This is a genomic window from Cytobacillus firmus NBRC 15306, from assembly GCF_001591465.1.
GTDB classification, from domain to species: Bacteria; Bacillota; Bacilli; order Bacillales; family Cytobacillaceae; genus Cytobacillus; species Cytobacillus firmus.
The window spans coordinates 41,068-65,302 of sequence record NZ_BCUY01000005.1; the positions used below are offsets into that span (position 1 = coordinate 41,068).

Annotated in this window: 27 protein-coding genes; 22 read left to right on the forward strand and 5 right to left on the reverse strand. The window is 42.2% G+C overall.

Going from position 1 to position 24,235, the window contains the following annotated elements; translation table 11 throughout:
• Both gcvPA and gcvPB read left to right on the forward strand, forming a co-directional pair.
• The gene (gcvPA, locus tag BFI01S_RS02585) at positions 1-1,347 is read left to right on the forward strand and encodes an aminomethyl-transferring glycine dehydrogenase subunit GcvPA (RefSeq protein WP_061791205.1); all 1,347 of its coding nucleotides are present in this window, start codon (positions 1-3) and stop codon (positions 1,345-1,347) included.
• Positions 1,340-2,803 carry an aminomethyl-transferring glycine dehydrogenase subunit GcvPB gene (gene gcvPB / locus BFI01S_RS02590; protein WP_061791206.1) on the forward strand — a complete coding sequence of 488 codons (1,464 nt, stop codon included), beginning with the start codon at positions 1,340-1,342 and terminating at the stop codon, positions 2,801-2,803. The genes gcvPA and gcvPB overlap by 8 nt, the downstream gene beginning before the upstream one ends.
• Positions 2,804-2,850: 47 nt before the next feature.
• Here the strand turns inward: gcvPB and BFI01S_RS02595 are convergent, their stop codons facing one another.
• On the reverse strand, positions 2,851-3,234 hold the full coding sequence (locus BFI01S_RS02595) for a rhodanese-like domain-containing protein (RefSeq protein ID WP_035329981.1): 384 nt from the start codon (positions 3,232-3,234) through the stop codon (positions 2,851-2,853).
• Between the two features lie 182 nt (positions 3,235-3,416).
• On the opposite strand from BFI01S_RS02595, the gene lipM reads away from it, so the two are divergent.
• From lipM to BFI01S_RS02615, 4 genes are all read left to right on the forward strand, one after another.
• Positions 3,417-4,253 (forward strand): lipoate--protein ligase family protein, encoded by an 837-nt coding sequence (gene lipM / locus BFI01S_RS24675; protein ID WP_061791207.1) that lies wholly within the window; start codon positions 3,417-3,419, stop codon positions 4,251-4,253.
• A gap of 348 nt (positions 4,254-4,601) precedes the next feature.
• Positions 4,602-7,163 carry a vitamin B12-dependent ribonucleotide reductase gene (locus BFI01S_RS02605; protein WP_061791208.1) on the forward strand — a complete coding sequence of 854 codons (2,562 nt, stop codon included), beginning with the start codon at positions 4,602-4,604 and terminating at the stop codon, positions 7,161-7,163.
• A gap of 143 nt (positions 7,164-7,306) precedes the next feature.
• The gene (gene splB, locus BFI01S_RS02610; protein ID WP_061791209.1) at positions 7,307-8,332 is read left to right on the forward strand and encodes a spore photoproduct lyase; all 1,026 of its coding nucleotides are present in this window, start codon (positions 7,307-7,309) and stop codon (positions 8,330-8,332) included.
• A 105-nt stretch (positions 8,333-8,437) separates the two neighbouring features.
• Entirely contained in the window at positions 8,438-9,322 is an 885-nt protein-coding gene (locus tag BFI01S_RS02615; protein ID WP_061791210.1) for a patatin-like phospholipase family protein, read from the forward strand.
• 61 nt (positions 9,323-9,383) lie between these two features.
• On the opposite strand, the gene BFI01S_RS02620 is transcribed toward BFI01S_RS02615, so the two are convergent.
• Complete coding sequence (locus tag BFI01S_RS02620) at positions 9,384-9,770, reverse strand: SA1362 family protein (protein WP_280525178.1); 387 nt, start codon at positions 9,768-9,770, stop codon at positions 9,384-9,386.
• Positions 9,771-10,196: 426 nt separating this feature from the next.
• Here BFI01S_RS02620 and BFI01S_RS02625 point away from each other — a divergent pair, with 426 nt between their 5' ends.
• The 4 genes from BFI01S_RS02625 (at position 10,197) to efp (ending at position 13,037) form a co-directional block, all read left to right on the forward strand.
• Entirely contained in the window at positions 10,197-10,727 is a 531-nt protein-coding gene (locus tag BFI01S_RS02625; RefSeq protein WP_061791212.1) for a YqhR family membrane protein, read from the forward strand.
• 217 nt (positions 10,728-10,944) lie between these two features.
• Positions 10,945-11,391: a type II 3-dehydroquinate dehydratase gene (gene aroQ, locus BFI01S_RS02630; protein WP_061791251.1), complete on the forward strand. Its 447-nt coding sequence runs from the start codon at positions 10,945-10,947 to the stop codon at positions 11,389-11,391.
• A 1-nt stretch (position 11,392) separates the two neighbouring features.
• Positions 11,393-12,454 carry a M24 family metallopeptidase gene (locus BFI01S_RS02635; RefSeq protein WP_061791213.1) on the forward strand — a complete coding sequence of 354 codons (1,062 nt, stop codon included), beginning with the start codon at positions 11,393-11,395 and terminating at the stop codon, positions 12,452-12,454.
• A 25-nt stretch (positions 12,455-12,479) separates the two neighbouring features.
• Positions 12,480-13,037 carry an elongation factor P gene (gene efp / locus BFI01S_RS02640; protein WP_035329990.1) on the forward strand — a complete coding sequence of 186 codons (558 nt, stop codon included), beginning with the start codon at positions 12,480-12,482 and terminating at the stop codon, positions 13,035-13,037.
• 31 nt (positions 13,038-13,068) lie between these two features.
• Here efp and BFI01S_RS23245 read toward each other — a convergent pair whose 3' ends face one another.
• From BFI01S_RS23245 to BFI01S_RS02650, 3 genes are all read right to left on the reverse strand, one after another.
• Positions 13,069-13,236, reverse strand: coding sequence for a hypothetical protein (locus BFI01S_RS23245; protein WP_035329991.1), 168 nt, complete (start codon positions 13,234-13,236; stop codon positions 13,069-13,071).
• A gap of 83 nt (positions 13,237-13,319) precedes the next feature.
• On the reverse strand, positions 13,320-14,006 hold the full coding sequence (locus BFI01S_RS02645; protein WP_061791214.1) for an SIMPL domain-containing protein: 687 nt from the start codon (positions 14,004-14,006) through the stop codon (positions 13,320-13,322).
• A 74-nt stretch (positions 14,007-14,080) separates the two neighbouring features.
• Entirely contained in the window at positions 14,081-15,463 is a 1,383-nt protein-coding gene (locus tag BFI01S_RS02650) for an alkaline phosphatase (protein ID WP_061791215.1), read from the reverse strand.
• Between the two features lie 190 nt (positions 15,464-15,653).
• On the opposite strand from BFI01S_RS02650, the gene spoIIIAA reads away from it, so the two are divergent.
• The 12 genes from spoIIIAA (at position 15,654) to nusB (ending at position 24,231) form a co-directional block, all read left to right on the forward strand.
• Complete coding sequence (gene spoIIIAA, locus BFI01S_RS02655) at positions 15,654-16,577, forward strand: stage III sporulation protein AA (protein WP_061791216.1); 924 nt, start codon at positions 15,654-15,656, stop codon at positions 16,575-16,577.
• A complete protein-coding gene (gene spoIIIAB / locus BFI01S_RS02660; RefSeq protein ID WP_048008240.1) occupies positions 16,578-17,093 on the forward strand; it encodes a stage III sporulation protein SpoIIIAB in 516 nt (171 codons plus the stop codon). It abuts the gene before it with no gap.
• A gap of 52 nt (positions 17,094-17,145) precedes the next feature.
• A complete protein-coding gene (gene spoIIIAC, locus BFI01S_RS02665) occupies positions 17,146-17,352 on the forward strand; it encodes a stage III sporulation protein AC (protein ID WP_009332905.1) in 207 nt (68 codons plus the stop codon).
• A 15-nt stretch (positions 17,353-17,367) separates the two neighbouring features.
• Positions 17,368-17,757, forward strand: coding sequence for a stage III sporulation protein AD (gene spoIIIAD, locus BFI01S_RS02670; RefSeq protein WP_172581968.1), 390 nt, complete (start codon positions 17,368-17,370; stop codon positions 17,755-17,757).
• A gap of 86 nt (positions 17,758-17,843) precedes the next feature.
• On the forward strand, positions 17,844-19,043 hold the full coding sequence (gene spoIIIAE / locus BFI01S_RS02675) for a stage III sporulation protein AE (RefSeq protein WP_048008239.1): 1,200 nt from the start codon (positions 17,844-17,846) through the stop codon (positions 19,041-19,043).
• A gap of 12 nt (positions 19,044-19,055) precedes the next feature.
• Positions 19,056-19,688: a stage III sporulation protein AF gene (gene spoIIIAF / locus BFI01S_RS02680; RefSeq protein ID WP_048008238.1), complete on the forward strand. Its 633-nt coding sequence runs from the start codon at positions 19,056-19,058 to the stop codon at positions 19,686-19,688.
• Positions 19,681-20,349: a stage III sporulation protein AG gene (spoIIIAG, locus tag BFI01S_RS02685; protein ID WP_061791217.1), complete on the forward strand. Its 669-nt coding sequence runs from the start codon at positions 19,681-19,683 to the stop codon at positions 20,347-20,349. The genes spoIIIAF and spoIIIAG overlap by 8 nt, the downstream gene beginning before the upstream one ends.
• A gap of 3 nt (positions 20,350-20,352) precedes the next feature.
• A complete protein-coding gene (locus BFI01S_RS02690) occupies positions 20,353-20,892 on the forward strand; it encodes a SpoIIIAH-like family protein (RefSeq protein WP_061791218.1) in 540 nt (179 codons plus the stop codon).
• A 377-nt stretch (positions 20,893-21,269) separates the two neighbouring features.
• Positions 21,270-21,776 (forward strand): acetyl-CoA carboxylase biotin carboxyl carrier protein, encoded by a 507-nt coding sequence (accB, locus tag BFI01S_RS02695; protein WP_061791219.1) that lies wholly within the window; start codon positions 21,270-21,272, stop codon positions 21,774-21,776.
• Between the two features lie 14 nt (positions 21,777-21,790).
• Positions 21,791-23,143, forward strand: a complete 1,353-nt coding sequence (gene accC / locus BFI01S_RS02700; RefSeq protein WP_048008234.1) for an acetyl-CoA carboxylase biotin carboxylase subunit — start codon at positions 21,791-21,793, stop codon at positions 23,141-23,143.
• Between the two features lie 20 nt (positions 23,144-23,163).
• Positions 23,164-23,571, forward strand: coding sequence for an Asp23/Gls24 family envelope stress response protein (locus BFI01S_RS02705; protein ID WP_035330002.1), 408 nt, complete (start codon positions 23,164-23,166; stop codon positions 23,569-23,571).
• 270 nt (positions 23,572-23,841) lie between these two features.
• A complete protein-coding gene (gene nusB, locus BFI01S_RS02710; protein WP_048008233.1) occupies positions 23,842-24,231 on the forward strand; it encodes a transcription antitermination factor NusB in 390 nt (129 codons plus the stop codon).
• Positions 24,232-24,235 lie beyond the last annotated feature (4 nt).

Below are 24,235 nucleotides of genomic sequence, written 5' to 3' on the forward strand. Positions count from 1 at the left end.
ATGAAACATCGCTATTTACCGATGACAGAGTCTGACCAGAAAGCAATGCTTGAGAAAATCGGCGTCAGTTCTGTGGAAGAATTATTCAGTGATATTCCCGAGAGTGTAAGATTTAAGGGCGAATATAAAATCAAGCCGGCGAAATCAGAGACAGCCTTACTGAAAGAGCTTACTAAAATGGCTCATAAAAATGCTGATCTTCGCACAAATACATCTTTCCTTGGTGCGGGAGTTTATGATCATTACATGCCGGTCATTGTCGATCATGTTTTATCCCGTTCAGAGTTTTATACTGCCTATACTCCTTACCAGCCGGAAATTTCCCAGGGAGAGCTGCAGGCAATTTTCGAATTTCAGACCATGATCTGTGAATTAACAGGAATGGATGTTGCCAACTCATCCATGTATGATGGCGGAACTGCTCTTGCTGAAGCAGCCATGCTAAGCGCAGGCAGCACGCGCCGGAAGAAAATACTAATCTCAAGCGCAGTTCACCCTGAATCGAAGGAAGTAGTCAAAACATACGCAAAGGGCCAGTATATTGAAGTGATTGAGATTCCTCATAAAGATGGAACTACGGACCTTGAAGCCCTAAATGAAATGATTGGCGATGACATCGCAGCTGTGATTGTACAGTACCCTAACTTTTTTGGGAGAGTCGAGCCTTTAAAAGAGCTTGAGGAAATTATTCATGCCCACAAGGCCATGTTTGTTGTTTCAAGCAACCCGCTTGCTCTTGGCGCGCTTACTCCTCCAGGGAAATTCGGTGCAGACATCGTAGCAGGAGATGCTCAGGTTTTCGGTATTCCTACTGCCTTTGGAGGCCCTCATTGCGGATATTTTGCCGTAACATCCAAGCTGATGAGAAAAGTGCCGGGACGTCTTGTCGGACAAACAGTAGATGATCAGGGACGCCGCGGTTTCGTGCTTACCCTTCAGGCGCGTGAACAGCATATACGCCGTGATAAGGCAACATCCAATATCTGTTCCAATCAGGCACTCAACGCACTGGCGGCATCTGTAGCGATGACTGCTCTCGGCAAGAAGGGCGTAAAGGAAATGGCTGCTGCCAATATGCAAAAAGCCCATTATGCAAAACAGCAATTCAAGGCCGCCGGCTTTGAAGTCCCATTCGAAGGCCCTTCATTTAATGAATTCGTCATCAAACTGAATAAGCCTGTTAAGGAAGTTAATCAAAAGCTCCTTGAAAAGGACATTATTGGCGGTTACGATTTGGGCAGAGATTATGCTGACCTGAAAAATCATATGCTTGTTGCTGTAACGGAATTGAGAACGAAGGAAGAAATCGATGCATTCGTTAAAGAAATGGGGGATTACCATGCATAAGGAAGATCAGCCACTCATCTTTGAATTAAGCACAGAAGGCCGTATCGGCTACAGCCTGCCGGAGATGGATATTCCGGAAATTGACCTGGGCGAGCTTCTTCCTGAGGGTTATCTGCGAGAAGAAGAGCCTGAGCTGCCGGAAGTGTCAGAACTTGATATCATGCGCCACTATACTGCACTTTCCAAACGAAATCATGGTGTTGATTCGGGATTTTATCCACTTGGATCCTGCACAATGAAATATAATCCTAAAATCAATGAGAATGTAGCGCGCTTCAACGGTTTTGCCCACTTACACCCGCTGCAGGATGAAAGCTCTGTTCAGGGTGCGCTGGAATTAATGTATGATCTGCAGGAGCACCTGATTGAAATTACAGGAATGGATGAAGTGACACTTCAGCCGGCTGCAGGAGCGCACGGGGAATGGACTGGATTAATGATGATCCGTTCTTATCATGAAGCGAATGGCGATACCAAACGCACTAAAGTTGTCGTTCCTGACTCTGCCCACGGAACAAATCCGGCATCCGCAACTGTTGCAGGCTTTGAAACAGTAACGGTTAAATCGGATGAAAATGGGTTGGTGGATTTGGAGGACCTGAGAAGAGTGGTTGGTGAGGATACTGCTGCTCTTATGCTGACTAACCCGAACACATTAGGGTTGTTTGAAGAAAACATTCTTGAAATGGCAGAGATTGTTCACAGTGCCGGCGGAAAGCTTTACTATGATGGAGCTAACCTGAATGCTGTACTTTCAAAGGCACGCCCTGGAGACATGGGATTTGATGTTGTTCACCTTAATCTTCATAAAACATTTACAGGACCGCATGGGGGCGGCGGACCGGGATCTGGCCCTGTAGGCGTAAAAGCGGATCTGATCCCATACCTTCCGAAGCCTGTTTTAGTTAAGAATGGTGACCAGTATGAATTTGATTATGACCGCCCGCAATCAATCGGCCGCGTGAAACCGTATTATGGAAACTTCGGCATCAATGTCCGGGCTTATACTTATATCCGTACTATGGGGCCGGATGGCCTGAAGGCAGTTACGGAAAATGCGGTACTAAACGCAAACTATATGATGAGAAGGCTTGAGCCATTCTTTGACCTGCCATTTGACAGACATTGCAAGCATGAATTCGTTTTAAGCGGCAAGCGTCAGAAGAAGCTTGGCGTGCGTACTTTGGATATTGCCAAGCGCCTTCTTGACTTTGGCTATCATCCGCCAACCATCTACTTCCCTCTTAACGTGGAAGAGTGCATCATGATAGAGCCGACAGAAACAGAATCTAAAGAAACCCTGGACGCTTTTGTTGACGCTATGATTCAAATTGCAAAAGAAGCTGAGGAAAACCCTGAGATTGTTCAGGAAGCACCTCATACAACAGTGATTGGCCGTCTGGATGAAACCATGGCTGCAAGAAAGCCGGTTCTCCGTTACCAACAAAAACAATAATAAACAGAGGCCCCGTCAAACTGACGGGGCCTTTTCAAATAACACTATTATTTTTTCGCCTTCACTTTTCCGGACCATTTTTTAAACCCGCCCTGCAGGTGTGAAAGGTCTTTATAGCCTTTACGGTGCAAAAACTGGGCAGCTCTCGCACTTCTCATGCCGCTCTGGCAATATAAGTAGACTGGCTTGTCCGGACGCAATTCTTTCATGCGCATTTTCATTTGTGAAAGCGGTATATTGCGTGCACCTAAAATATGGCCGTTTTCAAATTCATTTGGTTCGCGAACATCGATTAACTGGGCTTTTCTATAGCCTTCTCTAAACTGGTCTTCAGTAAGCGTTTTAACAATTCGGCGCTGATAAAACCATGTTATGACAGAATAGGTAATGATTGCACCCAAAATGATAAGAATGAAATAAAGTGTTTCCAATATGTCTTTCTCCTTTCACGCATAGGTAAGCCAACTAATATTATATAAGTCTTTCCTGATTGGAGTAAAGGAAATCAGGTAAATTTGTTCTGGAAATTCAACTTGCTTTATATTTCATTGGAATTTTGTTAGACTAATAACCGCAAATGACCAGTTAAAGAAATTGAAAATGAGGGTTACATATGACTAAAGAAGTGTGGCGGTTTATCGATTCAGGAGAAGGTTCGCCTTCTTTTAATATGGCTTTGGATGAAGCCTTGCTTGATTGGAACAGTGAGGGGAAGATGCCACCTGTAATCCGGTTTTACGGCTGGAATCCCGCAACTCTTTCAATTGGATACTTCCAAAAGGTTGAAAAAGAAATAGATGTGGAAGCAGTGAAGCAGCATGGCCTGGGATTTGTCCGCAGACCAACAGGCGGAAGAGGGGTGCTGCACGAACATGAACTCACCTACAGTGTCATCGTTCCTGAAGCCCATCCCGAAATGCCAAGTACAGTAACTGAAGCATACAGAGTCATTTCTGAAGGAATTCTAAAAGGTTTTCACGCTCTGGGGATGGAAGCTTATTTTGCTGTACCAAAGACGGCTGAAGAAAGGGACTCTCTAAAAAATCCAAGATCTGCTGTTTGTTTTGATGCCCCAAGCTGGTATGAACTTGTTGTAGAAGGCCGTAAAGTAGCAGGGAGTGCACAAACAAGACAAAAAGGTGTAATCCTTCAGCATGGCTCTATTTTGCTTGATTTGGATGAAGACAAGCTGTTCAGCTTATTCAAATATCCTAATGACCGGGTAAAAGAGAGAATGCAAAAGGCTTTTAAAAATAAAGCAGTTGCCATAAATGAGCTGACAGCAGAAAATATTACTCTTAAACAGGCTAAGGCAGCTTTCAGGAAGGGGTTTGAGGAAGGCCTGGACATTGTACTGGAACCTTACGAGCTCTCAGAAGAAGAGATGGCATATGTACAAAAAATCGCAAAAGAACGATATGAAAGCGATGACTGGAACTATAAGAGATAAAAGCGTCTAAGTCGCTTTTTCTCTTTTTTAATGAATAATTTTCCAATTGCTGCTCTGAAAAAGTGCAAGCTTCAAAATATGTTAAAATTTATCGTTAATTGTCGGAAATCGGCTGTTAACTCTGTTTTTCTTTAAATTTTAGTATATTTTAAGTTTGACAAAATCAGATTCAGTTGAATCAGACACAATATGTAGTGGTGTCGAAAATATTTAGGACACTATATATTGATTTTGAGGTTTGAGTTATGGTAACTTTAGGGTACTCTTTTAAAACAGATAGATTTACCCTATCTGACAGAATACTTACACACATTAATTAGATAATTGAATTTAGAAGGAGTTGTAACAATGTCTGTTGCTCTAGGACAAAAAATGAAATTGAACATTGAACGTTTAAACAAGGACATCCGTCTCTTTCCTCAGGTTCACCCAGTAACCTCAGATATGAAAATGACCCACAAAGGTGTTTCCCGCTTGGTTATGCTAGATCGCTATACCTTCAAAGACACCGAGAAAGTGACGCTCACAAACGGTGACTTTGTTGTCCTCACCATTAAGGAAGATCCGAAATTTCCTGCACGCGGCTTAGGCTACATCCTCGATATTGACTGGGAAAACAAGACTGCCAAGGTTTTAGTAGAGGAAGATTACAGAGGGGTGCTGGATGATCCGGAAGAATCGAGAACAGGCATTATTACAAAGCCTCTTGATGTAATCGAGAAGCCTTTGGAAATCTACTATGAGCAAATCGCCAAGCGTAACGCAACAGGCCTGGCATCTGTTGAGAAAACCGAAGAAAAGAAAAAAGAATGGTTTGAAAAATTCTATCAGGAATTGAAAAACTTGAATTTCATTCCGGCTGGCCGCGTATTGTATGGAGCGGGTGCCGACACAGATGTTACGTATTTCAACTGCTACGTAATGCCATTCGTACAGGACTCCCGTGAAGGAATTTCCGAACACCGCAAGCAGGTAATGGAAATCATGAGCCGAGGCGGAGGAGTTGGGACAAATGGTTCAACCCTAAGACCGCGCAACACACTGGCTAAAGGAGTAAACGGCAAGTCATCGGGTTCCGTATCCTGGCTTGATGATATTGCGAAGCTTACACACCTTGTGGAGCAGGGAGGTTCCCGCAGAGGTGCTCAGATGATTATGCTGGCAGACTGGCATCCGGACATTATCGAATTCATCATCTCGAAAATGCAAAACCCAAGAATACTGCGATTCCTTCTTGAAAATACAAATGATGAAACAATAAAAAAATATGCTAAAGAAAAATTAAAATTCACTCCATTTACTGAACAGGAAATTGCCATGTACCAGGGTATTATTAATTACAAGAGCATTCCTGGCTATGGCGGGTTCAGTGATAAAATCATAAAGGATGCTGAAGAAAAACTGGAGACTGGCGGTACTTACAGTGTTCATAATTCTGAATTCCTTACTGGGGCAAACATTTCAGTCTGCCTGACAAAAGAATTTATGGATGCAGTTGAAAATGATGCAGAATACGAGCTTCGCTTCCCAGATGTTGAATCATATGATGCTGATACCATGAAAACCTACAACGAAGAGTGGCATAAAGTCGGTGACGTCAGAGAATGGGGAAAACTTGGCTATAAAGTCCGTGTTCACCGCAAAATCAAAGCGAAAGAACTTTGGAACCTGATTAATATCTGTGCAACATACTCAGCAGAGCCAGGTATTTTCTTTATTGATAATGCCAACGACATGACCAATGCACAGGCTTATGGACAAAGGGTTGTAGCAACAAATCCATGTGGTGAACAGCCACTCGCACCATATTCTGTCTGCAACCTTGCAGCTGTGAACCTTGCAGAAATGGCAGATAAGGAGAATAAGACCGTTAACTTTGAAAAGCTGAAGCGTACTGTTGAAGTAGGAGTACGTATGCAGGACAACGTAATAGATGCTACACCATACTTCCTCGAAGAAAACAAAAAGCAGGCATTAGGCGAGCGCCGTGTTGGTCTTGGCGTTATGGGGCTTCATGATCTGCTGATCTATTGTGAAACAGAATATGGTTCTGAAGAAGGCAATGTGCTGATTGACAAAGTCTTCGAAACCATTGCAACAACAGCTTACAAAGCTTCTGTAGAGCTTGCGAAGGAAAAAGGGAGCTTCCCATTCTTAACAGGTGACAATCCTGAAGAAACAAATCGCCTGCGCAAAGCTTTTACAGAAACAGGTTTCATGCAGAAAATGCCAGAAGATATCCGTGAATCCATTTTAGATAGCGGAATCCGTAATTCACATCTGCTGACTGTTGCTCCTACTGGATCCACAGGTACCATGGTTGGAGTATCTACAGGTCTTGAACCATATTTCTCCTTCTCATACTTCAGAAGCGGCCGCTTAGGCAAGTTCATTGAAGTGAAGGCAGATATTGTTCAGGAATATTTAGACCGCAATCCGGATGCAGATCCTAATAATCTGCCTGAATGGTTTGTGGCAGCGATGGATCTTGCTCCAGAAGCGCACGCAGATGTTCAATGTGTGATTCAGCGCTGGATTGACAGCTCCATCAGTAAAACTGTCAACGCACCGAAAGGCTACAGTGTTGAACAGGTTGAGCAGGTTTATGAACGTTTATACCGCGGCGGAGCAAAGGGCGGAACAGTATATGTCGACGGATCACGCGATTCTCAAGTATTGACGCTGAAAGCAGAAGAGAACAGCTTTGATGGTACTGATACAGTCAAAAAAGAAAAATCAAAGCAGCATGTTGTGCTGGTTGATACAATCAGTGACCTGCGTTCCACCGATGTAACAATCGGTTCAGAAGTAGGCAATACATGCCCGGTATGCCGCAAAGGAAAAGTCAAAGAAATCGGCGGCTGCAATACTTGCACAAACTGTAATGCACAGCTGAAATGCGGTTTATAAAAATAAATGAAACGAATGAGAGAAGATGGAAATAATTGTTCCATCTTCTTTTTTTGCTGCTCGTTTATTTGGCTCATACTACAGTCATAGGATCCAGCCAGGATTATCTGCTGGCAGACAAATTGACAAAGAGAGGTTAACCAATGAAGCCATTTATTCCTCAGCTAGTTTATATAGAGCCTCAAGCTCTTGAATACCCCTTAGGAAGAGAACTAAATGAAAAATTTGAGAAAATGAATATTGAAATCAGGGAAACAACTTCACATAATCAGGTGAGGAATATACCTGGCGATAATGAATTGCAGAAATACCGCAATGCTAAATCCACTTTAGTGGTAGGAATCAGACGAACTCTGAAATTTGATACATCCAAGCCTTCGGCAGAATATGCCATTCCCCTTGCTACTGGCTGCATGGGTCACTGTCATTATTGCTATCTGCAAACCACACTTGGCAGCAAGCCGTATATTCGGACGTATGTAAACCTCGAAGAAATCTTTGATCAGGCCTCCAAATATATGGAAGAGCGCAAGCCTGAGTTAACACGCTTTGAGGCTGCTTGTACTTCCGATATCGTCGGGATTGATCATCTGACCCATTCACTGAAAAAAACGATTGAATTTATCGGTCAGACTGAATACGGCCAGCTTCGGTTTGTCACAAAGTATCATCATGTCGGTCATTTGCTGGATGCGAAACATAATGGGAAAACACGTTTCCGATTTAGTGTTAATTCCCGCTATGTAATAAAAAACTTTGAGTCGGGTACTTCCTCTTTTGATGAACGGCTTGAAGCTGCCCGTAAAGTAGCCAATGCCGGCTATCCGCTTGGATTTATCGTGGCGCCTATTTACATGCACGATGATTGGCGGGAAGGCTATCATGAACTTTTTCAAAGGTTAAGCAAAGCACTTGATGGCATCAATCTGGAAGGCTTAACTTTCGAATTGATCCAGCACAGATTTACGAAACCGGCCAAAAAGGTAATTGAAAAGCGCTATCCGAAAACAAAGCTGGAAATGGATGAAGAAAAGCGAAAATATAAGTGGGGAAGATACGGTATAGGCAAGTATGTTTATCCGACAGATGAAGCAAAGGATCTGGAACATACAATCAGGGAGTATATACACTCATATTTTCCAGAAGCAGAAGTGCAATATTTTACGTAATTATGAAATTTTGCTTGTCAGCCGTACTATTTTAAAAAGCTCCTGATTAAAGATGTATAAGTAAAGGTTCCTCTATGAGCAAGTACATCGACAGGAGTGGCTTACATGTATATAGATGGTGTTTTTTCAGGAGGAGGCATCAAAGGATTTGCCTTAATCGGCGCATATGAAGCAGTTCATAGAAGGGGATTTCGCTTCAAGCGGGTTGCTGGTACCAGTGCAGGATCCATTGTGGCTGCGTTAATAGCTGCTAATTATACAAGTGAGGAAATATATCAGCTCGTCGATGAATTTGAAGTCAAAAAGCTTCTTGATGAAAGAAAAACATTCATCCCCTTTGCAGTTGGAAAATGGATTAATCTCTATTGGCGTTTGGGATTATATAAAGGATCTGAGCTGGAAAGCTGGATGGCTCAGAAACTTGGCGATAGGGGAATTAGGACATTTTCAGATCTGCCGCCTCAATCGCTGAGAGTCATTGCGTCAGACCTGACAAATGGAAGATTGATGGTACTTCCGGATGATCTTGTGCATTATGGCATTGATCCAGCTTCATTTCCGGTGGCAAAAGCTATCAGGATGAGCTGCAGCCTCCCGTATTTTTTTGAGCCGGTCAAGCTAAATGCCTTCAGCAGCACAAGTGTGATTGTGGATGGAGGGGTTTTAAGCAATTTTCCGATGTGGCTTTTTGATAAGGAAAATGTGAAAAAAACCAGGCCTGTGCTCGGGATAAAGTTATGTCATAACTTAAGCGAACGGCCCCCGAATAAAATCGATAACGCCATACAAATGTATGCGGCGCTTTTTGAGACGATGAAGGACGCTCATGATGCAAGATACATCTCGAGAAAGCATGCACAAAATATTATTTTCATTCCAACCGATGGTGTATTGACTGCGGAATTCAATATAACCGAACAGAAGAAAAAAGACCTTCTGGAGCACGGCAGGCAATGTGCGGAGCAGTTTTTTACCTCATGGAGCTACTAATTAGAAAGCTCAGAAGCTTTCAAGTCAAACAAAATATAAACATAAAAAAATCGAGCCCTGATTAAAGGGAGGCTCGATTTTTCTTTTTGCCTTTTTTGCCTTCTATGACTGTCAAATGTGGAGAAGACTTTTTCTTGGACTTTTTTATAGAAGTTATGGAACCGACAGATCCTTTTCTTCCATTAACAGAGCCAGATTCTTTATTATTAAAGCGTCTTTTTGATTTTTTTGCTGCCTTTATAAAAGCTCGCTGCTCTCGCTTTGAGGGATTAGATCTGTTAAAGCGCTGAAAAAGAAAGTATACAACAGCTCCAATGATGACAATGACAGCTATTCTCTGCAAAAAACCGGCAGGATTTGAGATCAAGCTGACGGCAACTCCGATAACAGCTAGAATAATAAGACCGGAGACAATATAAAATGTAAATGGTTTTTTCAAGAAAGCCACCTCCCTAAAAGCATGATGAGCAATTTTATAAGCTTTTAAACTCTATAAGCTAAAGTTTATCGAAATAATTATGAAAGCTGTCTTCATTTTTTAATTTTCCTATTTCTTTACAATTTAAACAGAAGAACATTAACTTTTAATAAGTCTTAGTAAGGTTTTCCAAAGACAAACAAAAATGCTTATACTTAAATTTATGCTGTGCACCCCAGTCCCGGAACTCGAATAGCCGGAAAAGGACAAATTAAAGAGCTTCATCCTTATTTATTTTATTCGACTTAAAATCTCATAAAACCTCTATATGACAGGAAAATATATAAAAAATATGAACGGTTTATGCAGCAGAAATTATTCCGGCCGCTTTTATTTAAAAATGGATGCAATGGAATAATTGTGTGTGGACATAATAGGAAAAGGAGGTGGCGCAAAGTGGCAGAAGAAAAAGAGCGCTTGGAACAGGATCAAAGGGAAAAACCGATGTCTTTTAAGACAATGGTGGTCATTACCGGACTGGTTGGAGGCATTCTTTGGAGCGGTCTGGCCTATCTTGCTTATGTGTTTAATTTCACGGAAATTCGCCCTAATGTCATTCTCGAGCCCTGGACGATTGGAGCCTGGAAAGAGGGATGGCTTGGAACACTGATCTCAATTTTCCTAATAGGGGGAGTATCTATTATAGCTGCCCTGATCTATTATGCAGCGCTGCGGAAATTTCAAAGTATTTTCGTGGGGGCAGGCTATGGAGTTGCCCTTTTTTTACTGGTGTTTTTTGTCCTCAATCCAATCTTCCCTGGAATCAGCCCGTTTTGGGATCTTGAGCGAAATACAATTATTACATCACTTTGTTTCTATATTTTATTTGGCGTATTTGTAGGGTATTCCATTTCATATGAAGCTCAAGAACTCAGAGGCAAAACCGAAGATGAAAAAAAGGCACGCACAGATCCGGATTTAATTTAATGGATTAGAGTCTGACTTCCTATATGCAGATTAAAACAGAATGACGAATGGCAAATATTTTTGCGCGTGAATAATGAAAAATAATGCGCTATACATCACTGTATGAAATTTTGCTTTATGATAGAATGTTCTTAAGTGGGCATTCTTTTTCAGTGCTTTCATCAGGATGTTAAATAGAAGGAGGAGCCTGTAAGCAATGTTAAAAAAGGGGTTGAATATGGGGAAAATACTCCTGTTAAATGGGCCGAATTTAAACCTGCTCGGCAAAAGGGAACCAGGTGTTTATGGAAATGAAACACTGGGTCAGCTGGAGCAAAATATGAAAGCATTGGGTGCTTCATATGAGGCAGAAGTAATCTGTTTTCAGTCAAATCACGAAGGTGAACTCATTGACAGGCTGCACCTTGCCAATGAAGATGGCACACAGGGTATAATTTTCAATCCCGGGGCATTTACTCATTATAGTTACGCAATAAGGGATGCTGTTGCAGGAATACAGGTTCCTGTGATCGAAGTACATATTTCAAATGTTCATGCCAGGGAAGAATTCAGGCATATTTCTGTCATTGCACCCGCTGCAATGGGCCAGATAGTCGGCCTTGGGTTTAAAGGGTATGAACTGGCATTTTATGCATTAATGGATTTTGTCAAGGGGAGAGGATAATATGGAGAAAATACAAAAATTACGTGCACGCTTTACAGAGTCAGGGATTGATGGGATGCTGATTACCAGCAATTACAATCGCCGTTATATGACTGGTTTTACCGGTTCATCGGGCGTGGTTCTAATCAGTGCGGATAAAGCGCTCTTTATAACCGATTTCCGCTACACGGAACAGGCTGCCAAACAATGTGAAGGGTATGAAATTGTAAAGCATACTGGTGCAATTCCGGAAGATGTCGCCAAACAGGCAGAACAGCTTGGGATTAAAAAGCTTGGTTTTGAAGAGAATCATGTAACCTTTTCATCCTATAAAGCCTATGAAAAGGCTGTTAACGCCGAGCTTGTCCCTGTTTCTGACACTATTGAAAAGTTACGCTTGATAAAGACCGATTCAGAGATTAAGATAATTAAGGTGGCGGCAGACATTGCAGATGCTGCGTTTAAACATATTCTTGATGTCATTCGGCCAGGTATTACGGAACTGGAAGTTTCGAATGAATTAGAGTTCTTTATGAGAAAAGCGGGTGCAGATTCATCTTCGTTTGACATTATCGTAGCATCCGGGTACCGTTCTGCTCTTCCGCATGGAGTTGCCAGTGATAAGGTTATTGAAAAAGGCGATTTTGTCACTCTGGACTTCGGTGCTTATTATAAGGGGTATGTTTCAGATATTACCCGCACAGTTGCTGTTGGGGAACCTGAAGATAAGCTGAAAGAAATCTATTCAATTGTGCAGGAAGCCCAGGAGCGGGGAATGGAAGGCATCAAACCTGGAATGAGCGGCAAAGAAGCAGATGCCTTAACTCGTGATTATATTTCAGGTAAAGGCTATGGCGAATATTTTGGCCATTCTACAGGACACGGGATCGGCCTTGAAGTGCATGAAGGTCCTGCATTATCATTTAAGTCTGATGTTATCCTTGAACCCGGAATGATTGTGACGGTGGAGCCTGGCATTTACATGCCGGGACTTGGCGGTGTCCGCATTGAGGATGATACAGTCATAACAAATGATCATAATGAAACGCTTACTCATTCTACTAAAGAATTGATTATTCTTTAATTGTACACATTAGGAGGACAAACTTATGATTTCAGTAAACGATTTTCGTACGGGATTGACGATTGAAGTTGATAACGGAATTTGGCGCGTAATGGATTTCCAGCACGTTAAACCAGGAAAAGGAGCGGCTTTTGTACGTTCCAAATTACGCAACCTTCGCACGGGCGCGATTCAGGAAAAAACCTTCCGTGCAGGTGAAAAAGTAGGGAAAGCTCAGATCGATAACCGTAAAATGCAGTACCTTTATGCAAATGGAGATCAGCATGTTTTCATGGACAATGAGTCTTATGAGCAAATCGAGCTGCCTGCTTCAGCAATTGAGTATGAATTAAAGTTTTTAAAAGAAAACATGGAAGTTGCTATTATGCTTTATCAGGGAGAGTCTCTTGGAATCGAGCTTCCTAACTCTGTTGAGCTTACAGTAACGGAAACAGAACCAGGCATTAAAGGGGATACTGCATCCGGCGGAACAAAGCCTGCAACAGTTGAAACCGGCCTGATTGTGCAAGTTCCTTTCTTTGTTAACGAAGGGGACAAACTGATCATCAATACAACTGATGGTTCATACGTATCGCGTGCATAGTTAAAAAAAATCCCGAGAAATCGGGATTTTTTTATCCTTTATATTTCCTGCCTTCTGCGCCGGGGGATATGTCAGTGTCATTGCGATTATTATAATCAGGATCGGATGTGGGAGCAGTTCTGTTATCGCGGGTTCCGCCCAGATAAGCCCTGTCGCCTTTTTTCTGGTTTTTTAAAAATTCATCTAAATTTTCATTCATCCAATAACCTCTTTTCTATAAAATTGCTCAGTGCCGCCTTATTAGTATTTGCTTCTTCACTGCGATTATTAGCCGAAGATTTCCTAGCTGTAAAATATGAAATCTGCCGTGATGCGGCTTTCGATTTCTATTGTTCCCGGCTGGATAGGTGTGCTGACGGCACTTTTAACTAAAACGGAGGATTGAAAAGAGACAGGCTGCACCATGCCTGAATTACCTTCTGAAACGGATACTGGAGTACTGATTAATTGGACTCTTAGTGAAGCAGCGATTGTTTCTGCCTTTCTATAAGCATCCATTACAGCCATGCTTAATGCCTGCTGATACCATTCCTGCTGGTTTTCTATCTCAAACGTAATTCCTCTTACCGTATTTGCGCCGCTTTCTACTGCTGTGTCCACTGCAAGTCCTGTATTTTCAATCTCATCGGCCGTAATGTTCAGTATATGCTCAACCTTGTATCCGCGGAAAATTTGCTTGCCATCCACAAAATCATACTGCGGAAAAATGGAGAAATCTGAAGTTTGAATTTGTTTATCTGTTATTCCAATGGCGTTAAGAGCCTTTTTGACATTTGAAATGGCTGCAGCATTCTGCTCCTGTGCCTTCTGAAGCTCCTGGTCTTCTGTTAAAACTCCCAGCTTTATACTAGCCTGATCTGGCTGTACAGCTATCTTTCCTTCACCTGAAACCCTTATTGTATTTGGCTTGGATCTGGAATGCCTTCCAGTCTGCACAGTATTGCGGACGAATGGCTGATAATAATACATAACTTTCTCACCCCGCTTTCATGAATGTATCTTTCTAGAATTACGCGGGAGAAAGAGAGAAAATGCGCATAATATTAATGCCAGCTATAATTCATCAGTCCGGCAATTTTTTTCGGTATATCTGTATTCTCCAGTACTCCTGTAAAAGTTTCACTGCCAATGCCATAAGCAAATAAAGGGATCATATTGCCTGTATGACCGCCGGTAGAGCTGAGAGATCTTACTGTATCCGTTAAAATTCCCCCATGATATTTCTCGGCAATCAGGCTTCCTATTTCCCATGCTGCTAAATATTGAGGATAAACCTTGCTGTCTGTGTTCATTACCTTTCCATTAAACGCTTCAATCTCCTGCTGGGTTAAATCAATATTCGCATACTTTTTTAGAACACCCTTCACACTTTCCGATCGATAAATGCCCCTATCTTCATCTCTTGCCAATTGGCTGACCATATACTGCGGTGTCGCCTTGATTTCCTTTAATTGCTGTATCTCCAGCGGCTCTGATGCTGATATTCCCATAGTCTCATGATCTGCGACAACCAAAACCAGTGTTTCTTTGTCCTTTTTTGCCCATTCAACAGCATATTTGACAGCTTCATCAAATTCAATGGTTTCTTTCCAGATGCTTGTAATATCACCTGCGTGCGAAGCATGATCAATTCTTGCTCCTTCCGCCATGAGGAAAAATCCCTGTTCTCCTTTTGCGAGTACATCGATCGCTTTTTCAGTCATTTCTTTTAAGCTGGGTTCTTTGCTGTTCAGTAAAGGCCGGTCCAGTTTAAAGCTCATATATCCGTCATGGAACAAGCCAAGCAGCTTTGAGCCTTTGGCTTTCAGTAATTCTTCCCGATTCCCGGCATAGGCATATCCTTTTTGCATTGCTTCTTTTATTAAATCCCTTCCGCTTTGCTTTTCCGGTGTGAAGTATGCTCTGCCGCCTCCCATCAGCACATCCACCCCGGATTTCAGCTGCTGGCGTGCAATTTCATCCTGTCCGGACCATCTGTTGGCAACACTTGCTGTAAAGGCTGCGGGTGTTGCATCTGTAACTGTATTGGTGGATATCACCCCTGCTTTTTTACCGTTTTTCTTGAATAAATCAAGGATACTATCTGTTTCCTTCCCATCCGGCGTAACTCCGATCATTTCATTATTTGTTTTTTTTCCAATTGCAAGAGCCGTACCGCCGGCAGCTGAATCTGTCACAAAATTATTGGCAGATTCGGTATGAACCAAGGCGGTGTGAGGCAGAGATTCCAGGAACAGCCGCCCGTCCTTCCCATATTCCAGTTTTCTTGCAATCTCAATCTGGCCAATTCCCATTCCATCGCCAATCATCAGAATGACATTTTGCGGTCCGTTTGTATTTCTCTGATGAGCTATTCCTTCCACAGGTAAGAAACCAAGAACAATCAGGTGAAAAATAACCATGAAGTAAATGCATTTTGCTTTCATAAATGGCACCAGCCTTTCTCTATGTTCTTTTTGAATTATTTTTTGAAGAAAGATATTTTTTTACTCAGGCAAAAGCTTGTACTAAATAAATGTGAAGCTTTCAAATCTAAGTCATATTGTTTTGCCGCAGGCATACATTTTAAATAATGAGAAGCTAGTCCGAAATCAGATTGTGAATGGAGGAGCATACTTGGAAACGATTATAGCCTTTTTGCCGAAAAAAATTGCCGAACAATTACAGAGAATCCCTCCGAAAATCTTAAAGGATCTGGAGGAAATCAGGGTCCGCATTTCGAGGCCTATTGAGCTGACAGCAAGGGGAGTACCTTATTTTCTCCCTTATATAATTGATTCAGAGGATGCCGTGCATTTACTGAATAAAATAAGCCATTTTTCGATTTATACACTCGAGGAAGAGCTGAAAAGAGGTTATATCACGATTGAGGGCGGCCATCGGGTTGGGCTTGCCGGAAAGGTTATTCTTGAGCAGGGCAAGGTTAAGGCGATCAGGGATATTTCTTCTTTTAACATTAGAATTGCCAGAGAGAAAGTCGGCATTGCCCAAAAGCTGATTCCGAGGATTTATAGGGATGGCTGGCTGCATACGATGATTATTGGCCCGCCGCAGACTGGAAAAACCACATTGCTGCGCGATATTGCAAGAATCATTTCATCTGGTGATCAAGGCAGCGGCCTTCCTGCAAGTAAGGTTGGGATTGTGGATGAACGCTCCGAAATAGCAGGATGTGTAAATGGGATCCCCCAGATGACTTTTGGAAACAGGATTGATGTCCTGGATGCCTGTCCCAAAGCTGAGGGCATGATGATGATGATTCGTTCCATGAGCCCCGAGGTTCTCGTTGTTGATGAAATTGGCAGGCATGAAGATGCAGAGGCCATAATGGAGGCAGTAAATGCCGGAATAAAGCTGATTATGACTACACATGGAAATTCCCTGGAGGAAATTAAGAGGCGCCCGACTTTACAGGCCATACTTGAAATGGGCGTTTTTCAGCGATTTATTGAATTGAGCAGAAAAGATGGGCCGGGCAGCATTGACTGCATACGAAACACAGACGGTGCAAGATATCAGCATCAAGCGGGCGTGATGTAAATGATGAAACTTATTGGAGCTGTTTTGATCATCATTGCAACAACATGGGCAGGGTTTGAAGCTTCAAGGCACCTGACAGAACGGCCGCGCCAGCTTCGTCAGCTTAAATCGGCACTTCAGTCCTTGGAGGCTGAAATTATGTATGGCCATACACCTCTTCATGAAGCAGCCAGACGGCTTTCTGACCAGCTTTCCAAGCCCTTATCCTGGTTCTTTGAATCCTTTGCTAAAAAACTGACCGATTCCGAGACGACAGTAAAGGACGCCTGGGAAGAGAGCTTGACGGAAATATGGAAAATGACCGCCTTTAAACAAGGGGAATTCGAAATCATGAAGCAATTTGGCGAAACACTTGGAAGACATGACCGTCTTTCTCAGCAAAAGCAGATCATGCTGACCCTTACACACCTGGAACGTGAAGAAGCTGATGCACATGACAGACAAGTGAAATACGAGAGAATGGTCAAAAGTCTGGGGTTTTTATCCGGATTGCTCTTAATCATTTTACTAATGTAGGAAACGCCGGCTTGATTTGCCGGACGCTGATCAGAGCTTAGGGGGAGAAAAGATGGGCTTAGAGGTAGATATCATATTCAAGATTGCGGGTGTGGGAATTGTTGTAGCCTTTTTGCATACTATTCTTGATCAGGTGGGCAAAAAAGAATACGCCCAATGGGTAACGCTTTTCGGATTTATTTATATCTTATTTATGGTTGCTTCCATTGTAGATAACCTTTTCCAAAAAATTAAATCAGTCTTCTTGTTTCAGGGATAAAAGGGGGGCTCAGCCATTGAAATTCTCCAGATAGTAGGATTTTCGCTTGTTGCCACGTTCCTGGCGCTGATTGTTAAGGAGCAAAAGCCGAATTTTGCCTTTTTGCTGATTGTTTTTGTCGGCTGTGCCATCTTTCTTTTTCTTGTCGATCAAATTTACGCCATTATCCATATGATTGAAAAGATTGCCGTCAATGCAAAGGTGAATATCGTCTATGTTGAAACCATTTTAAAGATAATCGGAATAGCCTATATTGCTGAATTTGCTGCACAAATTACGAAGGATGCAGGACAGGGAGCCATTGCAGCAAAAATCGAAATGGGCGGGAAAATTCTTATTCTTGCCATGGCCATACCAATTCTTACTGTATTAATCGAAACCATTATTCGCATGATTCCGAGCTAGCCGCTGCCTGCTGAAACGACAGGCAGCAGGACTGGACAAGCTCATATTGCTGGAATTATAGAGGGTCCTTTAAAAGAGGTGAGAAAATGAAGCAAAGGATGCAGAAAATTTTAGGGTTCAGTTTATTTCTATTCTTTTTCCTGGCACCAATTGTACAAGCCTCACCTAAGACCGGCGAAGCAGAAGAAACGATATCCCCGCAGGATTTAATTGAATCCCAGGTGGATAAGTTAGATCTTAATGAATTAAAGAGCTTTTGGGAAGAAATCACAACAGAGTATGGAGGGTTTTTGCCCGAGAGCCAAAAGGGGAGTCTCTATGAATTCATAAAGGGAGAAAAGGAGTTTTCACTAAAAGAGTGGGCTGGCGGCGCGTTGAAGTTTGTATTCCATGAGTTTATAGTCAACGGGAAACTGCTGGGGACTCTGATATTGCTGACGGTATTCAGCATGTTCCTGCAATCGCTGCAGAATTCATTTGAAAAAAGCACTGTCAGTAAAGCTGCCTATTCAATCGTCTTTATGGTGTTGATTATTATCGCACTGAATAGCTTCCATGTAGCGATCACTTACACAGAAGAAACCATTTCAACTATGGTGTCATTCATAATGGCTCTCATACCGCTGCTGCTTGCGCTGATTGCTTCTTCCGGGGGTTTGGTATCTGCAGCATTTTTCCACCCGGTGATACTGTTTTTGATGAATGTCAGCGGGTTATTTATCCAGTATGTCATTCTTCCGCTTCTATTTTTATCAGCCCTGTTAAGCATTGTCAGCACCTTGTCTGAACACTATAAGGTAACTCAGCTTGCCAATCTGCTCCGAAATTGGAGCATTGGACTTCTTGGGATGTTTCTGACGGTCTTTCTCGGAGTTATATCAGTTCAGGGAGCATCTGCAGCGGTTACCGATGGAATTACCATTCGTACAGCAAAATTTATTACAGGGAATTTTATTCCGGTAATTGGGAGGATGTTTACAGATGCGACAGATACCGTAATCAGCGCTTCGGTGCTTTTGAAGAATACTGTTGGGATAGCAGGTGTAGCCATTCTCCTTATTATTGCAGCATTTCCTGCAATCAAAATTTTAATGATTGCGTTTATATATAAATTCGCGGCAGCCATTTTGCAGCCGTTGGGAGGAGGGCCGATCATATCCTGCCTGGATATAATCAGCAAGAGCATCATCTATGTTTTTGCCGCTCTGGCCATTGTCTCCCTGATGTTTTTCCTTAGCATTACAGTTATTATAGCGGCAGGCAATTTGACCATGATGGTCAGGTAGGGAGGGAATGAAGTGGATTTCATAAAAGAATGGGTAACCAACATCATATTATTTGTTCTGCTTGCCACTGTCATAGACATGCTCCTCCCCAGCTCCAAGCTTCAGAAGTACACAAAAATGGTGACAGGGCTGCTGCTGATAGCGATTATTCTTACACCGATTTTGAGAATTATATCAAGTGATTTTGAAGAAGCTCTTGTTTCCGTCCCGGTTTTTGAGGCATCCGGAGAAAAAAATATGGAAAATTTAATAGAAATGAAGAAAAAAGAAATACAAGCCTCAAGTGATGCATATATTTTAGAACAAATGGCTGTCCACATGAAACAGGACGCAGAAGAGGAGTTGATGGAACAGTACGGTCTGGAAATTGCTAACATTGATATTTTAGTAGATGAAAGCAGTGATCAAGCCTTCCCGGATAACCTGCAAAAGGTCATGATCCAACTTAAAGCAGAAGATGCAGAAGCTGAAGCTGTAGAAGTGGTTAAAACAGTGGAAATCAATGCCGGGAAACCTCTTCCATCCAGCGGGCCCGAACATGAAGATGCAGAAAGAATTGCTTCTCTTCTCGCACAAAAATGGAATGTAGACGCAAACTCAATCGAAGTTCTGGTAGAAGGGGGGAATATGGATAGGGATGGATAATGAAAAAGGTCCTTTCACATGGTTAAAGAAGATAATTTCCAAGGATGGACAGTCTGATAAGAAGCCCGGAAAATTCCACTATTTGCTGCTTGTTCTTCTTTTTGGGGCAGCGATCATGCTGATCAGCAATACGCTGTTTCAAGAAGACAGTTCCACCGGGGATTTGCCCGTTTTTAAAAATGGAGAAGAAGTGAAGCAGGAGGAAGAGGTTCCCGTATTCGGCCAGCAGAAATCTGGAGGAAATGACACCATTGCCAATTATGAAAAGGCATATGAAGCTCAAATAAAAGAGGCGCTTGATGCAATCGTAGGGGTAGAAGATGCCACTGTCGTGGTGAATGTCGATGCCACAGAGAAGAAAGTCCTTGAAAAAAACAAAACAACCCAAACTCAGAAAACCGATGAAACAGATCGGGAAGGCGGCAAAAGAAAGGTTGAGGATCAGTCACAGGAGGAACAGTTTGTGATTGTCCGAAATGGAGAAAAAGAGGTTCCCATTGTCATAGAAACCAAGAAACCTGAAATAAGGGGAGTGCTGGTTGTGGCAAAAGGAGCTGAAAATATACAAGTGAAAAAGTGGATTATTGAGGCAGTAACCAGAGCTCTGGATGTTCCAAGCCATAGAGTATCCGTAATGCCTAAAAAAACTAAGGGGGAATAATAGATGCTTTTAAAGAAACAAACGGTCTGGCTTTTAACAATGCTGAGTTTGGTGGTTGTATTATCGGTTTATTATGTAACATCACCGGAGCAAAAAGGCAGTGACCTTGCTGGAATCGAAGAAAAGTCAGAGGGCGAAATGGAGTCAGTTGAGAGTGAAGATGGCAAAGCGATCATTACAAACACTGCCAGTGATGAAATGTTTGAAAATCTCCGCCTTCAGCTTGATGATGAGCGCAGCCGCATGAAGGAAGACCTGCAGGAGGACCTCGGTCAAACTGACCTTCCTGCCGAAGAAAGAATGAAGGCGAAAGATCAAATTGATGAATTAAATGAAATTGCGCAAAAGGAAGCGATGCTTGAAACATTAATCAGAGCGATGGATTATGAAGATGTGCTTGTCCGTGCTGATGGAAAGAAGGTTCAAATTACTGTTAAGGCAAAAGATCATTCAGCTTCAGCTGCAAACAATATCATCCAGGAAGTAAGGAACGAAATTGGAAAGCTTGAGGCAGTGGCTGTTGAATTCCAGGTAGAAAAATAATAATTTAGAGGGAGCCTGCAAAATTCTGCGGGCTCCTTTTCATTTTATTTGCAGTTTGGTAACTATTACATAAACAAGTGGTATAAAAGTCCTGATTGTGAAGTGGTTTTGGATGAAATTCGATTAAATCCCATGAAACATTTCACAAACATTTAGAAAAATATTAAAATGGAACATATGGCGGATAGAGAAATTATTATCCAGTACATAATAGAATGTTGAAGTTTTATAAGGTCTTATCGTATGATATTAGTATCTAGTCATAATTCAAACCAATGCATAACGTCCCAGCCGTATGTTTCTAAATCTTTCAGCAATAAATATATGCATACAGATTAAAGGGATTATCATGCAATGAGAAAACAAGGGGTGCCAAAATGTTAAAAGTACAAGAAATCCGTGAACTGATTAAATTGGTAGATCAGTCAAATATTGATGAATTTGTATATGAGCATGAAGGTTCTAAAATTAAAATGAAGAAAAAAGGCAATGAAGGAGCCGTCGTTCAGCAAGTCCAGCCTGCAGCTGCTCAAGTGTTAGCTCCTGCTCCTCAGCCGGTTCAGCCAGCTGCTGTGAAAGTGGAGGAGCCAAAAACAGAAGCTCCGGCAGAAGCTTCTGCACCAAAGGCTGAAGCTGCGGAAGATTTACATAAGATTGTATCACCAATGGTAGGGACCTTTTATCAGTCATCCTCACCTGATGCTGATGCATATGTTAAAGCCGGTTCAAAAGTTACGAAGGATTCCATTGTCTGCATTGTAGAGGCAATGAAATTATTTAATGAAATCGAAGCAGAAGTTAATGGTGAAATTGTAGAAGTGCTTGTAAAGGACGGCCAATTAGTAGAATATGGCCAGCCACTATTTTTAGTAAAGCCTGAATAAGGAGCGGTTACAGAATGATAAAAAAACTCTTGATTGCCAACAGAGGAGAAATAGCTGTCCGCATTATCAGGGCAGCCCGCGAAATGGGGATTGAATCTGTTGCTGTCTTTTCAGAAGCTGACAGGGAAGCGCTCCATGTTCAGCTGGCGGATGAGGCATACTGCATTGGTCCGACAGCATCTAAGGACAGCTATTTAAATTTTACAAATATAATAAGTGTCGCTAAGCTTACCGGCTGTGACGCCATTCATCCAGGTTATGGATTCCTTGCAGAGAATGCGGACTTTGCCGAATTGTGCAGAGAATGCAATATTATTTTTGTAGGACCTACACCTGAAGCCATCAGCAAAATGGGCACAAAGGATATTGCAAGGGAAACGATGAAGGAAGCAGGAGTTCCGATTGTTCCGGGCTCTAATGGAATCATTAAGGATGCTGAAGACGCTATCCAGCTGGCAGAAAAGATTGAATATCCGGTCATTATTAAAGCGACTGCGGGCGGAGGCGGGAAAGGAATCCGAGTAGCGCGCAATGAGCAGGAGCTTATTAAAGGAATTACGATCACACAGCAGGAAGCACTGACAGCATTCGGAAATCCTGGCGTTTACATCGAAAAATATATCGAGGACTTCCGTCATGTGGAGATCCAGGTTCTTGCAGACAATTACGGGAACACCGTACATCTCGGGGAAAGGGATTGTTCCATTCAAAGGCGTCTGCAAAAGCTGCTTGAGGAAACGCCTTCACCTGCACTTGACGGTGAAACACGCGAAGAGATGGGAAATGCTGCTGTAAAAGCTGCAAAAGCGGTTGATTATACAGGCGCTGGCACGATAGAATTTATATACGATTATAAAAATCGCAAGTTTTATTTCATGGAAATGAACACACGTATTCAGGTGGAGCATCCTGTTACAGAGATGGTAACAGGGGTCGATTTAATCAAGGAGCAAATTAAGGTTGCTTCAGGAGAAAAGCTTAATTTCACACAAAGTGATGTGACATTTAACGGCTGGTCAATCGAATGCAGAATTAATGCGGAAAACCCGGAGAAGAATTTTATGCCATCAGCAGGAAGGATCAATATGTATCTGCCTCCTGGCGGGCTTGGTGTCCGAGTGGACTCTGCTGCCTACCCGGGCTATATGATTCCTCCATATTACGATTCAATGATTGCAAAAGTGATCACTTATGGCAATACTAGAGAAGAAGCCATTTCCAGAATGAAAAGGGCATTAAGCGAATTTGTAGTGGAAGGGGTTCATACAACAATCCCGTTTCATCTCAAGCTCTTAAGCCATGAGAATTTTGTGGAAGGGCAGTTTAATACGAAATTTCTTGAATTGCATGATGTAATGAATTCTTAAAGACTTGTGGAGGTGCTAAAATGAACGAAAATAACATTCTCGAAATGAGCCCTGAAAATTCAGGTCTAGGCAAGGTGGAAATTGCACCGGAAGTTATTGAGGTTATTGCCGGCATTGCTGCTTCAGAAGTAGAAGGTGTTGCGCAAATGCGCGGGAACTTCGCTACAGGAGTGGTTGAAAGGCTTGGTAAAAAGAACCACGGCAAAGGTGTTAAAGTTGAATTAACAGAAGAAGGCATCAAAGTCGATGTATACTGTCTGATGAAATTCGGCGTGTCCATCCCAAGCGTTGCCCAGAAAATCCAGGACAACATCCGTCAGGCACTGTTGAATATGACAGCCCTGGACGCCCAGGAAGTAAACATTCACGTAGTAGGAATCATGTTTGAAAACCAAAAGCATGAAGTTGAATACGAACAGGAAATGTAACACACACATCAAGCCAAAGACATCAGACTCGTCTTTGGCTTTTTTATGGTTCATTCTCTTCATCATTCACTCCCTAAATCGTTATAAAGGCGTTTGTAAAGGGGAAATTAATATTATAAGTTTTCTTGCATATGTTTCTGACCAAACATAATGCTCTTGTTGTAGTGCGAAGATTCCTTACTTATGCTATTATCTTCTTATGCAATTTTTGGACGTGCAAATGCTCAAAAATGAAAATTACTATGCTAGCCATAAAGGAGTTTTATAAAGATGAAGAGAAGAACAGCCAGAGAAAAAGCATTGCAGGCGTTATTTCAAATTGATGTAAGCGGGACAGAACCAGAGACCGCCATCGAACATGTCTTAGAGGGCGGAAAGAACGATGAATATCTAAGCAAACTTGTATCAGGTGTGCTGGAGCATAAAGAAACAATTGATAGTGAAATCAAAGGATTTCTTGAAAAATGGACGCTGGAGAGACTTGCCACTGTAGACCGCAATCTTCTGCGCTTATCTGTTTTTGAGCTGCTGTATTTAACAGAGGAAGTGCCAGCCAATGTGGTGCTCGATGAAGCAATTGAGATTGCCAAGCTATACGGCGATGATCAGTCAAGCAAGTTTATTAATGGTGTTTTATCAAAGGTAAAAGAAAAACTCTAAAAAA